General features: G+C 71.9%; 8 protein-coding genes. 5 read left to right on the top strand and 3 right to left on the bottom strand.

Features of this window, described 5'->3' with window-relative positions; all coding sequences use genetic code 11:
• Window positions 1-3 precede the first annotated feature (3 nt).
• The 3 genes from WME85_RS16620 to WME85_RS16610 all read left to right on the top strand — a co-directional run bounded on the left by WME85_RS16620 (window position 4) and on the right by WME85_RS16610 (window position 4,660).
• Complete coding sequence (locus tag WME85_RS16620) at window positions 4-1,368, top strand: MATE family efflux transporter (RefSeq protein WP_437839407.1); 1,365 nt, start codon at window positions 4-6, stop codon at window positions 1,366-1,368.
• Window positions 1,369-1,577: 209 nt separating this feature from the next.
• On the top strand, window positions 1,578-2,732 hold the full coding sequence (locus tag WME85_RS16615) for a hypothetical protein (protein WP_437839405.1): 1,155 nt from the start codon (window positions 1,578-1,580) through the stop codon (window positions 2,730-2,732).
• A 422-nt stretch (window positions 2,733-3,154) separates the two neighbouring features.
• Window positions 3,155-4,660 carry a hypothetical protein gene (locus WME85_RS16610; protein ID WP_437839403.1) on the top strand — a complete coding sequence of 502 codons (1,506 nt, stop codon included), beginning with the start codon at window positions 3,155-3,157 and terminating at the stop codon, window positions 4,658-4,660.
• A 211-nt stretch (window positions 4,661-4,871) separates the two neighbouring features.
• Here WME85_RS16610 and WME85_RS16605 read toward each other — a convergent pair whose 3' ends face one another.
• A complete protein-coding gene (locus WME85_RS16605; RefSeq protein WP_437839401.1) occupies window positions 4,872-6,182 on the bottom strand; it encodes an expansin EXLX1 family cellulose-binding protein in 1,311 nt (436 codons plus the stop codon).
• A gap of 504 nt (window positions 6,183-6,686) precedes the next feature.
• Here WME85_RS16605 and WME85_RS16600 point away from each other — a divergent pair.
• Both WME85_RS16600 and WME85_RS16595 read left to right on the top strand, forming a co-directional pair.
• Window positions 6,687-8,237, top strand: a complete 1,551-nt coding sequence (locus WME85_RS16600; RefSeq protein ID WP_437839399.1) for a 3' terminal RNA ribose 2'-O-methyltransferase Hen1 — start codon at window positions 6,687-6,689, stop codon at window positions 8,235-8,237.
• The gene (locus tag WME85_RS16595) at window positions 8,234-10,801 is read left to right on the top strand and encodes a polynucleotide kinase-phosphatase (RefSeq protein WP_437839397.1); all 2,568 of its coding nucleotides are present in this window, start codon (window positions 8,234-8,236) and stop codon (window positions 10,799-10,801) included. The genes WME85_RS16600 and WME85_RS16595 overlap by 4 nt, the downstream gene beginning before the upstream one ends.
• A gap of 223 nt (window positions 10,802-11,024) precedes the next feature.
• Here the strand turns inward: WME85_RS16595 and WME85_RS16590 are convergent, their stop codons facing one another.
• Together WME85_RS16590 and WME85_RS16585 are read right to left on the bottom strand one after the other, a co-directional pair.
• Window positions 11,025-11,882: a formylglycine-generating enzyme family protein gene (locus WME85_RS16590; RefSeq protein WP_437839394.1), complete on the bottom strand. Its 858-nt coding sequence runs from the start codon at window positions 11,880-11,882 to the stop codon at window positions 11,025-11,027.
• Window positions 11,883-13,715: 1,833 nt separating this feature from the next.
• Window positions 13,716-14,729, bottom strand: coding sequence for a phosphotransferase family protein (locus WME85_RS16585; protein ID WP_437839393.1), 1,014 nt, complete (start codon window positions 14,727-14,729; stop codon window positions 13,716-13,718).
• Between the last annotated feature and the right edge of the window lie 56 nt (window positions 14,730-14,785).

Raw genomic sequence — 14,785 nt, 5'->3', positions numbered from 1 at the left:
CTCATGAGCGGCATGTCCAGGGTTGAACGCCTGGGGACCGAGAAGGTCGGCAAGCTCCTGCTGGAGATGTCGTCCCACACCACGCTCTCGCTGCTGGTCTATGCCGCCTACAGCGTCACGGACATCTACTTTCTCTCCGTGGGCATCAGTTCGCTGGCGGCCGCCGGGGCCTCGATCATCTCGCCGGTCCTGATCGCCCTCGGCGCCGTGGCCACGACCGTCGGGGCCGGCGGCGCCTCGGTGGTCTCCAGGGCGCTCGGCGAGCAGAACGTGGAGAAGGCGGCCCGGACGGTGGCGAACATCTTCCTGATCTTCTGGACGGTGGCGCTCGCCATCGCGGTCCTGGGCTCGGTTTGGATCGCGCCGATCGTCTATCTGCTCGGGGCCACCGACAGCATTGCCCCCTATGCCATCGAGTACGGGCGGATCATCTTCCTGGGCGCCATCACCAGCACCGGCTACTCGGCCATCGTCAGGGCGGATGGCAACACGGGGTACTCGACGGCCATGTGGATCATCCCCATCTGCGTCAGCATCGTGCTGTGCTGGCTCTTCATCATCGTCTTGCAGCTCGGCGCCTCGGGAGCCGCCCTGGCGACGGTCTGTGGTCAGACCATCTCGACCGGCATGAGCGTCCATTTCTTCTTCTTCCGGAAGAACCGCTCCTATCACATCAAGGCGTCTCACTTCAAACCGGACTGGCCCATCATCGCCGAAGTGCTGATGATCGGGCTCCCCTCGCTCATCAAGAACCTCAGCGCCAGCCTGATCGCCATCGCGACCAACAACCTGCTCAGGCGGATGGGCGGCGACAGCGCCCTGAGCGTGTTTGCGATCGTCAGCAGGCTCTATTCCGGGCTGATGACGCCGCAGACAGGCATTGTCCAGGGGATGCAGCCGCTGGTGGGGTACAACTTCGGCCTGAAGAAATTCGAGCGGGTGCGGGAGGCCATCCGGCTCTCCCTCGGCGCCGCGGTCGCCTATGGCTCGCTCGTCTGCGGCATCTGCCTGATGATACCGGCCGCGCTGATCGCCCTGCTTTCCAGGGAGAGCGCGATCGTCGCCGAAGGGCAGACCGCCTTGCGGCTGCTGGCGCTCTCCTATCCCCTGACCGGCGTGGCCATGGTCACGGCGGCCTCATTTCAATCGGTCGGCCGGGCCAGGGAGGCGCTGCTGTTCACCCTCGGGGGCATCCTCCTCGTCAAGCTGCCGGTGCTGCTGCTGGCCTCACGCCTGTTCTCTCTGACCGGTATCTGGGCGGCGGAGGCGAGCTCGGAGCTGATTCTCTGCGTCGTCTCCTTGATCATGCTGAACATGCTGAAGAAGACGCCGCGCTGGTCCTGGTCATGGCGTGACGAGAGGACGTAGCCGCGGCGTCGCCCGGCGGGGGACATGGAATAACCCGCTTTGCCGCCGGCGCTCTCCCGTGGCGCGGCGTCCTCCCGGAGACGCCGCGCCCTCTCCCGGGCCTGCGCGCGGGCTGCCCTCGAGGCCTCCTGAAATGGACGAGGGGGCGTCCCTGGAACCGAAGAGGACGCGTCTCCGCCCCTGCCCGCGATCTGATAAAGCCCTGGCGTGTGCGCCCCTACCCCCTGCTGACCTGCCTCCTGCTCGCCCTCGCGCTCCCCCCGGCGCGGGCCGAGGCGGCCCCCCCTGCGCCCCCGCAGGAGGCCGCGCCGGCCGCCTCGCGGGTCGCGATCGTCGAGGCCGACGCGGACGATCCGCTGGTCCGCGAGGCCGCCACGCGGCTCCGGGCCGAGCTCGGCGCCGCGGGGTTCGAGGTGGTCTCCGTCCCGCGGGCGCGCGACGCGGACGCGCGTCCGCGGGACGGAGACGCGCGCGCGGCGCTGGAGCGCGCCGCGCGGGACGAGGGCGCGTTCGCGGCCGCGGCGATCTTCCGCTCCCGGGCCGGCGCCACGGCGGACCTGTGGATCGTCGACCGGGTGACGCAGAAGACCGTGGTGCGCACGGTCGAGGTGGCCGGCGCGGCGGCGCCCTCGGTGATGGCGGTGCGCGCGGTCGAGCTCCTGCAGGCGAGCCTGCTCGAGGCGAACCTGCTGACGTCGCGCCCGCCGCCCGGGGGCGGGGCGGCCGGCAGCGTCGCGGTCCCCGACGACGTGCGGCGGTGGATGGCGCCCGTGCGGCGGCAGGCCGCGGCGGATCCGGCGGCGGAGCGGCCCGGCATGCTCGCGGGCATCGGCGTCGAGGCCGGCCTCGCGGCGCTCCAGAGCACGGGCGGCATCGGGCCCGCGCTCGGGCCCGCGCTGCGGCTCTCGTACGGGGGCGGCGCGGCCGGCGGCGGCGTGCTGCCCGCGGGGCTCGCGGCGCGGCTGACGTTCGCGGGGCCGACGCTGGCGCCGGCGCTCGGCGACGCGCGCGCGCTCGGCACCGTGTCGGTCCGGCAGGAGATGGCGTTGCTGGAGGCGGTCTGGGCGCTGGAGACGGGCGGCGCTGTATCGCCCGTGCTCTCGGCGGGCGTGGGCGGGTTCCACCTGTTCATCAGCGGCGACCCCCTGCCCCCGCTCCGCAGCGCGACCGGCGAGGTCTGGTCGGTGGCCGCGGCCCTGGGCGCGGGCGCCGGGCTGCGCGTCACCGAGCGCGCGGCGCTCCTGCTGGACGCGCACGCGATCTTCGCGGAGCCGCGCGCCGTCGTGACGCTCGGCGGCGAGCGGCTCGGCTCCGCGGGGCGGCCGACCTTCGCGGGGTTCCTGGGCCTGCTCGTGCGGCTCTGACGCGGGGCGGCCGACCTTCGCGGGGTTCCTGGGCCTGCTCGTGCGGCTCTGACGCGGGGCGGCCGACGCTCGCGGGGTTCCTGGGCCTGCTCGTGCGGCTCTGACGCGGGGCGGCCGACCTTCGCGGGGTTCCTGGGCCTGCTCGTGCGGCTCTGACGCGGGGCGGCCGACGCTCGCGGGGTTCCTGGGCCTGCTCGTGCGGCTCTGACGCGGAGCGGCCGACCTTCGCGGGGGTCTCTCCGGGGCTGCTCGCCCGGATCTGACGCGGGCTCATTCGCCGGCGGGGTGCAGGGGAGGACGCCTGCGCACGCATGAGCGCGTTTGGCCGTGCTGGAGCAGCTCCGATTCCGTTACTGTCAGGAAAACGGACAGGGCGCGCCCGGTGTGGGCAGGGGCTCCTGGCTCGGGAGGCATCGATGACCATGCGAAGATTCTCGGCGACGTTGCTCGCTACGTTCGCTTTCTCGACAGGATTCCTTGGTTGCTCCGATGACTCGAGCGACGGCACTGGCGGGAGCGGGACGGGGACGAGCTCCGCCTCGGGCAGCGCCAGCTCCGGCGCGGGTGGCGAGGGTGGGCGTGGCGACGGCGGCTCGAGCAATGGCGGCTCTGGCGGCGGTGACGGCGGCTCCAGCGCCGACGGTGGCTCCGGAGGAGACGGCGGCGGGGCCGGCGGCTCCGGGGGAGCCTCTGGTGGGGGTGGCGACGGCGGCTCCAGCGGCGGGGGAGGCCCCGCCGCGCGGTGTGAGGCTGACGCTGACTGCGGCCCTGGCGGCCTCTGCATTCCGGAGACGGACTTCGACTTCTTCGGCGGGGGCCCGGCGGGCGGGTACTGCACGACAGCGTGCGGCGCGGACAGCGACTGTGCCGGTGAGGGCAGCTTGTGCGTGAACGGCGTGTGCCTCCTCGGCTGCACCCTGGGAGAGCCTGTGCTCGAGCGCCTCGATACCGCGCTCGATCCGGGGAAGTGCCAGGGTCGCGAGGACCTGCGCTGTGACGTGCTCGACGACGCGTCGATCTGCGTGCCGAGCTGCGGCTCGGACAGCCAGTGCACCGGCGGCCGCAAGTGCGACCCCCGGTGGAACCTCTGCGTCGACGAGCCGACGACAGGGCTGCCGGACGGCTCCCTGTGCGAGATCGGCCCCGACGACACGGATCCCTGCGCGTCGTGGTGTATCGGTTTCGGCGACGACTTCGGCGTGTGCAGCGGGCTGTGCGTGCTCGGCGGCGAGGTCGCCAACAAGGACTGCGGGGGTCTCGAGAGCGGAATCTGCGTCTACAGCCTCATGGAGGATGCCGGCGCTGGCGACGTCGGTGCGTGCGCCACGGCGTGTACGAGCCACAGGGACTGCCCGTTACCGCAAGCCTCGTGCGTGTCCGTGGGGCTCGATACCAACGGATTCTGTCTCGTCGGCGTGACGCCGTGTCCGCGCGGCCAGCGGCAATGCGCGTCGGGCGAGGTCTGCACCAGGACGCCTGAGGGCTCGTTGTGCCTCGACGAGAGCTATCCGCTCGAGGACGCGGGAGCTGGTGGTGCCGGCGGCGCAGGGGGTGCCGGCGGCGCAGGGGGTGCCGGCGGGGCTGGCGGCGCAGGCGGGGCTGGCGGCGCAGGCGGGGCTGGCGGCGCAGGCGGCGAGGCTGGCACCGGCGGCTCCGGCGGCGGGGCTGGCACGGGCGGCGCGGGCGGCGACGCTGGCACGGGAGGCGCGACCGGCACGGGCGGCTCCGGCGGCGGGGCTGGCACGGGCGGCGCGGGCGGCGACGCTGGCACGGGAGGCGCGACCGGCACGGGAAGCGGCGCGGGTGGTGTGGGCGGCGCAGCCGGCACGGGCGGCGGCGCGGCTGGTGCCGGCGGCGAGCCTGGTACGGGCGGCGCGGCTGGCACGGGCGGCGGCGCAGGCGGGGCTGGTGGCGCAGGCGGGGCCTGAGGCGCCGGCGGGGTTGCCGGTGCCGGCGGTGCGGGCGGGCTCGGCGGCGGCGCCTGATCCGCTGAGCTGAAGCGGCCAGGGAATCCACCGGCTCGCAGGGCTGCTGCGAGCAGGCGCCGCCCCGCTCGCGGGCGGCGCGGCGCCGGCCGAACGGTCCGGCGCCGGCATCACCCGATCACGAGACGCGCTGGACGAGCGCGGCGCAGCGGGATCACTCGCAGGCAGAGAACTGGGCTGAAGCGGGCTGCTCGGCCGTGCTGACCTCGACCGTCGTCTCGATCGCCTCGCCGAGGACGTCGGTCACGCGCACGCGCCACGGCCCCGGCGCCATGTTGCCGTCGCCCACGCGCCAGTAGTTGTACGATTGCCGCCTGGCCTCCTTCCAGCTCCCGTTGAGGTACACCGCGAGCTTCGCGATCGGGGTGCGGTGGCCCTGCACGCGGAACTCGTTCCACCAGGCGTTCTGCTCCTTCAGCACGAGAGAGATGTTCCCCTCGACCGGACAGGGAACGTACTTCCAGGAGATCTTGCCCCTGGCCCCGCCGTTGCCGGTCCCGAGATACCCCTCGTCCGCCGACCCGATCTGCAGAAACGCGTCCCGGCTCAGATCGATGTGCCCGGCCGTGCACTTCGGGTTGCCGTCCGAAGGGCACTGATCGACGACCGTCGCCACCACCTTGCGCCCGTCGTCGCGGCTCACCTCCACGCAGGCCCCGCACGCGGCCGCGCTGTTGTAGTCCGCCGTGTTCATGGCCGCGAAATACCGCCCCTCGCCGGTGGCGACGTGCGCGACCCGGTCCCCCTGGACCGGGAAGCTGCAGTTCACCGCGCCCGCGGAGCCCTGGTCGAGCGTGTACCACGTCACCGAGCCGTCGCCGTCCTCGTAGCTCGGGAGCGGGATCGAGCAGGTGCCGCCGCTCGCACCGCCGGTCGTCACGCCCCCGCCCGCGGAGCTGCTTCCGCCGCCGCTCGCGCTGCCGCCCGAGCCGCCGGCGCCGACCGTCGCGCTCGAGCCGCTTCCCCCTGCCCCGCCCGCGCCGCCCGCGCCGACGGTCGCGCCCGAGCCGGTCGTCTGGCCCGAGCCGCCGTCTCCCGATTGCGTCATGGACACCATCACCGGCTGGTAGTCGCTCCCGGTCGCGTTCGCGCAGAATCCGAAGCTCGTCGCGCCACCCACCGGGATCGCCGCGCTACCCGGCTGTGAGGTCGCCGTCAGGAGCGAGCCACTCCGGCTGGACGCGGCGTTCCATAGGCTGCTCACGGCGGACTGCCTGAGATCGATCACCACGGTCCAGGACGTCACCGGCGTGTTGCCCTGGTTCGCGACGTTCACGTTCGCGCAGTAGCCGCTGCCCCAGTCGGCCGCCCTCGTCAGCGCCGCGACCCCGAGTCCGTCGGTCGTCACCACGGAGCTGGTGAGGTCGTCCGCGGCCTCCTCGCCCGGCGCCGCGGCGGTGCACCCCGCGACAAGCAAGCCAAGAAAAGATAGTGCAACAGCGGATCGGTAAGCCAAGGATCGCATCGTATTCTCCACGTCGTGGGGGGCGCCGAGAAGGCGCGACCGACGACCTCTTCAATAATGCAGATTCCGCAGCTCGCCATCTCTCGAATGCACAACAGAGCATTTTGATAAACAAGCATTCTGGAATGTTCCCCTCTCAGCGAAGAAAAGCCCCCAATCTGTCGAATATTCCACCTTGAACAAAATCATTCACACGGACGCAGATTGACCACATCGAGCCCCACGAGCGCCCACATCACCACCGCAGCTCCCCCTCGAACACTCGATATGAGCCAACGTCAGCTCGCCTTTTTTCGTCGCTGTCAAGAGCCCTCGTCGGGTCGAGCGCCGGCGCGGGAGCGCCCTCCGCGCGCCACGTTCGACGCGCGCCGCTCGCCCCCGATCTCACCCCATCGCCGCTCCACGCACGGCGGGTGACTCGCGCTCTGCCGCGCGTGGCCCGCGCGGGCGCCGAGCAGCCGAGATTGTCGCCGATTGCCCCTCTCACGTAGACTGTGGCGCCCGATGCTCCTCACGCTCACCACCACGCACCGGCCGGCGACCGACCTCGGCTACCTGCTCGTCAAGAACCCGGCGCACACGCAGTCGTTCTCGCTCTCGTTCGGCAAGGCGCACGTGTTCTATCCCGAGGCCACCGAGGAGCGGTGCACCGCCGCGCTCCTGCTCGACGTCGACCCCGTGGACCTCGTGCGCGGGCGCGGCGCGGGCGAGCCGGGCACGCTCGCGCAGTACGTGAACGACCGGCCCTACGTCGCCTCGTCGTTCCTCTCCGTGGCGATCGCGCAGGTCTTCGGCTCGGCGCTCGGCGGCAAGTGCCGCGACCGGCCGGAGCTCGCCGACGTGCCGCTCCCCCTCACCGCCACCCTCTCGGCGCTGCCGTGCCGCGGCGGCGAGGGGCTGCTCCGGCGGCTGTTCGAGCCGCTCGGCTACGAGGTCGCGGCGGAGCGCCTCCCGCTCGACGAGGCGTTCCCGGAGTGGGGCCAGAGCTCGTACCTGCGCGTCTCGCTCGCGAGGACGTGCCGGCTGAGGGAGCTGCTCGCGCACCTCTACGTGCTCGTGCCCGTGCTCGACGACAAGAAGCACTACTACGTGGGCGACGCCGAGGTCGACAACCTCCTCGCCAAGGGCGAGGGGTGGCTCGCGCAGCACCCCGAGCGCGAGGCGATCGCGCTCCGCTACCTCAAGCACAGCCGCCCGCTCTTCCGCGCCGCGCTCGCGCGGCTCGTGGCCGACGAGGACGCGAGCCCCGAGGAGACCGAGGACGAGAAGGCCGCGCCCGAGGACCGCGCCGAGGCGCGGATCAGCCTCGACGAGGAGCGCCGCTCGGCGGTCGTCGCGGCGCTCCGCCGGGTCGAGGCGAGGAGCGTGCTCGACCTCGGCTGCGGCGAGGGGAAGCTGCTGAAGCGGCTCGTCGACGAGCGCGTCTTCGAGCGCGTCGCCGGGGCGGACGTCTCGATGCGCAGCCTCGAGATCGCGAAGAACCGGCTCCGCCTCGACGACCTGCCCGACAAGCAGAAGCGGCGCATCCAGCTCTTCCAGGCGTCGGTCACCTACCGCGACGCGCGCTTCGCGGGCCACGACGCCGTGACCCTCGTCGAGGTCATCGAGCACGTGGACCTCTCGCGGCTCGGCGCGCTCACGCGCAGCGTCTTCGAGCACGCGCGGCCGCGCGTCGTCGTCGTGACCACGCCGAACGCCGAGTACAACGAGCGGTTCGAGGGGCTGGCGCGCGGCGCGCTCCGCCACGGCGACCACCGCTTCGAGTGGACGCGCGCCGAGTTTCACGCCTTCTGCGAGCGGGTCGCGGTCGCGCACGGCTACACGGTCGAGCACCTGCCGATCGGACCGATGGATCCGACGCTCGGCGCGCCGACGCAGATGGCGGTCTTCGTGCGCGCGGGCGGCGAGGACGGCGAGGACGGCGCTGGCGGCGCGGATGGCGCTGGCGGCACAGGCGGCGCGCGCGCCGCCGGCGGCGAAGACGACGCGAGCGGCGCTGGCGGCACAGACAGCGAGGACGGCGCCGGGGCGCGGAGCGAGGAGGTGCCGGCGTGAGCGAGCAGAAGCCCCTCGTCGTCCCCGACCTCTCGCTCGTCGTGCTCGTCGGCGCGTCCGGCTCCGGCAAGAGCACCTTCGCGAGGGCGCACTTCAAGCCGACCGAGATCCTCTCGTCGGACCACTACCGCGGGGTCGTGTCCGACGACGAGAACGACCAGGCCGCGAGCGCGGACGCCTTCGAGGTCCTGCGCTTCATCGCGGGCAAGCGGCTCGCGGCCGGGCGGCTCGCCGTCGTCGACGCGACCAACGTGCAGGCGGACGCGCGCAGGCCGCTCGTCGCGCTCGCGCGCGAGCACCACGTGCTGCCGGTGGCGATCGTGCTCGACCTGCCCGAGAAGCTCTGCCACGCGCGCAACGCCGGCCGGCCGGACCGGCAGTTCGGCCCCCACGTGGTGCGGGGCCAGAGCCGCGAGCTGCGCCGCTCGCTGCGGGATCTCCGTCGCGAGGGCTTCCGCTACGTCCACGTGCTCTCCTCGCCCGAGGAGGTCGCGGCGGCCACGATCGAGCGGCAGCGCCTGTGGACCGACCGCCGCGACGACCACGGGCCGTTCGACATCATCGGCGACGTCCACGGCTGCTTCGACGAGCTCGTCGAGCTGCTCGAGGCGCTCGGCTACCGCCTGGAGGGCCTGCCGGACGCGCCGCGCGCCTCGCACCCCGAGGGCCGCCGCGCGCTCTTCCTCGGCGACCTCGTGGACCGCGGGCCGCGCTCGCCCGACGTGCTGCGCCTCGCGATGGCGATGGTCGAGGCGGGGACGGCGCTGTGCGTGCCGGGCAACCACGACGTGAAGCTCCTGAAGAAGCTGCGCGGCCGCGACGTGAAGCCGACCCACGGCCTGGAGCTGACGCTCGCGCAGCTCGAGGTCGAGACGGACGAGTTCAAGGCGAAGGCGGCGGACTTCATCGACGGCCTCGTCAGCCACTACGTGCTCGATGAAGGCAACCTCGCCGTCGCGCACGCGGGGGTGAAGCAGGCGTTCCAGGGCCGCGGCTCCGGGGCGGTGCGCGAGTTCTGCCTGTACGGCGAGACCACGGGCGAGACCGACGAGTACGGCCTGCCGGTGCGGTACAACTGGGCCTCGGAGTACCGCGGCAAGGCGATGGTCGTCTACGGCCACACGCCGACCACGGTGGCCGAGTGGGAGAACCGCACGATCTGCATCGACACGGGGTGCGTCTTCGGCGGCGCGCTCACGGCGCTGCGCTACCCGGAGCGCGAGCTCGTCGAGGTCAAGGCGCGCCGCGTCTACTACGAGCCGAAGAAGCCGCTCGCGCCGCTCGCGGGCGAGCCGAGGGCCGCGTCGCGCGGGCAGGACGCGGACGTGCTCGACATCGACGACATCCGGGGCCGGCGCGCGATCCGGACGCGGGTGCACGGCATGGTGACGATCCGCGAGGAGAACGCGGCGGCGGCGCTCGAGGCGATGAGCCGCTTCGCCGTGGACCCGCGGTGGCTCATCTACCTGCCGCCGACGATGTCGCCGAGCGAGACGGCGAAGGACGGGGGCCTGCTCGAGCACCCGCGCGAGGCGTTCGCGTACTTCCGGCAGAACGGCGTGGGCCGCGTCGTGTGCGAGGAGAAGCACATGGGGTCGCGCGCGGTGCTGGTGGTGTGCCGCGACGAGGCCGCGCGGCAGCGGCGGTTCCGCCTCGACGAGGGGCCGCTCGGCGTGTGCGTCACGCGCACGGGCAGGCCGTTCTTCGCGGACGAGGCGCGGAGCCGGGAGCTCATCGACCGGGTGCGGGCGGCGATGGATGGGGCGGATCTGTGGGCCGAGCTCCGCACGGACTGGGTCTGCCTCGACGCGGAGCTCCTGCCCTGGTCGGCGAAGGCGCAGGACCTCCTGCGCGGGCAGTACGCGGCCGTGGGCGCTTCCGGCCGCGCGTCGCTCGACGCGGCGGTGCGGGCGCTCGGGATGGCGGCCGCGCGCGACGAGAGCGCGCGGGTGTTGCTCGAGCGGCACGCGGCGCGGAAGGCGGCGATGGACGGGTACGTGGCGGCCTACCGGCGCTACTGCTGGCCGGTGCGGTCGCTCGCGGACATCCGGCTCGCGCCGTTCCACCTGCTCGCGAGCGAGGGCGCGGTGCACGCCGCGCGGGATCACGGCTTCCACCTGCGGCAGCTCGCGCGGCTCTGCGAGGTGGATCCGGCGCTCTTCGTCCCGACCCCGCACCTCGTCGTCGACCTCTCGGATCCGCAGAGCGAGGCCGCGGCGGTGGACTTCTGGACGGCGCTGGTCGAGCGCGGCGGCGAGGGGATGGTGGTCAAGTCGTGGGAGTGGGTCGTCCGCGGCCCGCGCGGGCTCGTCCAGCCGGCGATCAAGTGCCGGGGGCCGGAGTACCTGCGCATCATCTACGGCCCGGAGTACCTGATGCCGCAGCACCTCGCGCGGCTGCGGCACCGCAGCGTCTCGTCGAAGCGCGCGCTCGCGCTCCGGGAGTACGCGCTCGGCCTGGAGGCGCTCCACCGATTCGTCGAGGGCGAGCCGCTCTACCGCGTGCACGAGTGCGTGTTCGGCGTGCTCGCGCTGGAGAGCGAGCCCATCGATCCGCGGCTGTGACCCGGGAGCGGGAGCGCGGGAGAGCGGGAGCGCGCACGCGATGGGGCGGATCGGGCGCTGAGGGCGCCGCGGCCAGACGTCTGGCTGTCCGTGGCCAGACGTCTGGTGATGTCCGGAACCACATCGGCGCCACCCGCATTCGGGACACTCACGCGACGCGTTCCGGACACCCCGTTCTACTGAATGCACCGCATGCGGCCGACACGGCTCAGATGCTAGCCTCCTACAGAGTCCTAGCGCACCGGGCCCCGATGAAGTAATTGCGCACCGACGGGACGTTGGAGTTGCGGGTGTAAGAGAGCAGGTACGTCGCACCGCTGCCCCAGCTCCCGCCCCGTGCCGCCCGCTTCGAGGCAGTGGTCATATTGGAGCAGTTGTTGCACTCGTTGGGGTAGTCTGCGTACCAGTCCAAAACCCACTCCCATATGTTCCCGGCCATGTCTGCCTGACCCCACCTCCCATCTCCTGCGGGCGACCTCGACCCGACGACCTGGATATCGCTGAACTCGCACGAGCCGTCCCACCCGCAGCCATACACTGCATACGTGCCATCGATCGTGGTCGAGCTCGCCGGCTTCGACCACGGATACGTTCGCTGCTCGTCTCCACCTGCCGCCGCGTAGTTCCACTCCGCCTCCGTCGCCAGCCGGCCCTCGTCCCAGGCACAGAAGGCGAACGCGAGATACCAGCCTGCGCAGTTGAACGGCAGATGCTCGGTGCCTTCGTCGGTGTCCCGCCATGTCGTGTAGGTCGGGTCGCACTTCACCGCAGCCTTCAACGCCGCCGCATCCTCAGGCAGGTTGCCGTCCCACGCGGCATCCCACCCACTCCCGTCGATCCGCGGATGCGCGCCCGCTCCCGCCGCCGGCTTGCTTCCGGGATACGCCTCCACGAACTTGCGGAACCGCCCTACCGTCACCTGGAACCGATCCAGCAAGAACCCGCTCACTGTCGCCGGGTACCTCGAATCGTTGCTCCGGTTGAACGTTCCCCCAGACACCGCCTCGGCGGTCGCGCAGCAGCTCTCGTTGCCGCCAGGACCGCACGTCTCGGCCAGCCCGACACAGCTCGGCGGTATCACGCATGCCCCTCGACTGCACACGGGCGCTGCCACAGGACACGGCTCCGCGTCGTCCCACGTCCCGCGCTCATCGCACCGCTGTGGCCGGTTCGCGGAGCAGCGTACATCTTCCGGGCCGCACTCCCCGATGCACGTTCCGTTGACGCACGTCTGCCCGGCGCATGGATCGCCATTCTCCCACCGCCCATCGACGCATCGCCGCGGCGTGTTCTCCCAGCACTTTTCGTCGTCGGCAGAGCACTGCGTGCCGCCCGCGCCGCCGCTGCCACCCGCCGAGCCGCCAGTTCCACCAGCCCCGGTCCCCTGCTCGGCGCCGCTGCCAGCCCTCCCGTCGCTGCCAGCCGCACCGCCCGACCGTCCACCTCGTTCGTAGCTGGACCAGTCCGCGCCGATCAGCCATGCGCAGCCGCCCGACGCGGACACCCCAATCCCGGCCAAAGCCGTCGCCACCGACACGTCGAACCACTTCAAGCCCGCCATGCTGGTGGAGCCTCGTTCTCTTGCTCCCTCATAGTCAAGGGAACAGAGGACGTTTCCGCTGCGGACGCATGTTCGCGCCCAGCGCGCTGCGCTCAGCGTCGTGCTCCATGCTGGCTACGCGACGCCCCCCGGGCCGCCATGACGACCGCGCCCACAGCGGTCGTCTGATGCACCCCGGTCTCGGCCGACAGCGCCACCGCCGTGGGTCCTCCTGGGGCGAGGAGCCGTTGGACGATTTTTCTTTTGAAGGATTCTGAGTACTCTCTCACCTCAAAGCCTGTCTCCGCTCCCCGGAACTGGTGATCTGAGCCTCCGTCAGCGGATCAGATCAGGCGACAACTTCTCTGACATGGGGGGCGACGCGCCCACGCGCTGTTGACGTAGTGCGACACGTTGTGCATCGCTGTGCGTGGCTCGACCCCGGGGGCCGGTCTGTACATGCCTCGGCGCACGGAGCGCCACGCGCCGAGCAGGATCCCCTGCTCCAGGTCGGCGCGGTCGCGAGCCGGCACGCCGTTCGCGATGAGCAAGGCGAGGATGACCGAGCGCTCCGCGAGGATCGCCTCGATGCTCGGTCGCTTGCTTCGATGTCGTGCGGCAGGCGGGCGGCGAGCCCCCTTCCGCGGCTTGGTCACCCAGACCTCCCGCAGTGCGGGCAGCGATCGGCCGCTGCTGGCCGACCGAGGATGCGCTCCAGCGTCGTCCCGGCCGCCTTCGCGGCATGCAGGGCCCATCGCATGCGAGCCGCCGTTGCCGCTGGCGAGCTGCTGGAGCGTCCCAGCGCTGACGCCCATCACCTCGGCCAAGCAGGCCCAGGTGCCGTACAGCGCGCGGAGGTTCGCGGAGGTTGCGGACGGCGGCGCGGAGCCGGATGCGCTCCACGTCGCTCAGGCGGAGGATGGAGGAACGTGGGCGTCGGCGGCACGCGGGCGCACCTTCGCGTTCTTGCTCGCCCGAAGGCGAACGGACTACCGTGAGCATGTCGGACCTCGAGTCAGGTTCGGTCACGCTGCCCGGGGTGTTACCAGCACCCGCGGGCAGCACCACTTGGGGCGGAAGCCTACGGACCGATCACGAGGTCACAACAGATATCAGCATTCCGGGCACTGCATTTTTAGGTTCCGGACACTCGCTCTGAGAGAGCCGCTATCCCCGACACCACCAGACGTCTGGCTGTCCGTGGCCAGACGTCTGGCTGTCCGTGGTCAGACGAAGTCTGGGCAGGCTTCATCGAGCGCGTGGGCAGTGGTCCTGCCCCGCTTCCGTGAACACCCTCGGAGGCACCAGGAGGCAGGGATGGGACGGAGAAAAAGGAGGGCGCTCACGCCCGAGTCCAAGGCGGCGGCGGTACGGCTAGGGTCGCAGCCGCGGCAAGGCCTCCACCACCTCGCGCAGCTCGCGTTTTCCCCGGCGCACCATGTCGTCGTGGCCGTGCCGCGCGGCCCAGGGCAGCGCGATGCCGACGTTCATCGCCTCGTAGACCACCGCCCTGAAGGCGCTCGCCCGCGTCGGCTCCGGCCGGCCGTAAGCCTGCCAGAAGCGATCGTACAGAGGCCGCGTGTCCGGCGACGCCGACTTCGACAGCACGAACATCGTCCAGTCGGCCATCGGGTCGCCCCAGAAGGCCCGATCCGCGTCGATGACGCCGACGATCGAGGCCCCCGGAGGTCCGCGCTCGATCAGCAGGTTGAACAGCCACAGGTCGCCGTGCATCAGGCGCGGCTCCCGGATCTCGTCGAGCACGGCCTTGTGCGCCCGGATGACGTCCAGCGCCGCCGTCATGTCCGCCACCTCGAGGCCCAGCTCGGACATCGTCTCCAGCGAACGCTCCAGTCGGTACAGCACCGCCTGGCTCCAGCTCGGGAACTCGGGCGCCGGATGTGGCCCGCCGAAAGCTGATCCGACCGTGTCGTGGATGGTCCTCGTGACGCGGCCAAACTGCTCCCAGAGGGCGCCTGCCTCCTCGGGCGACAGCGCGTCGGCCACGTGGTCCCAGCGCTCGCCCGGGAGGAAGGTCTGGAACATGTAGTCGCGGTCGACGAGCTGATGCGTGAAGTCCGCCGCGAGGGTCCGCGGCATCCTCGCCGCGAGCGGGGCAAAGAAGGGCTGGATGTGGATCTCGCGCCGCATGAGCGCGGCCTCGTCCCATGACAGAGCGGCCTCCGGCGGCGGGGCGACTCGCAGGATGACCTGCTGCTCGTCGAGCGCGACGAGGTAGGTCGTGTTGAACGTTCCGCCGCCCAGCTCCCGGGCCGACGTGACGACGACCCGCTCTCCGAACGCGCGCCGGCAGAGGGCGACGATCTGATCGGCCGTCAGCGAGCGGGCAGCGGCGGAGAGATCTCGCTCGAGGGTGATGAGCTCCATGCAGCGGTCTTCGTGCTCGTACACCACCGCAGCGACGTCTATCAAGCCGTGGAGCG

This window comes from Sorangium sp. So ce1153 (assembly GCF_051521595.1).
GTDB lineage: Bacteria > Myxococcota_A > Polyangia > Polyangiales > Polyangiaceae > Sorangium.
Note: the sequence above shows the minus strand (reverse complement) of the source record. Positions and strands in the feature narration are given on the sequence as shown.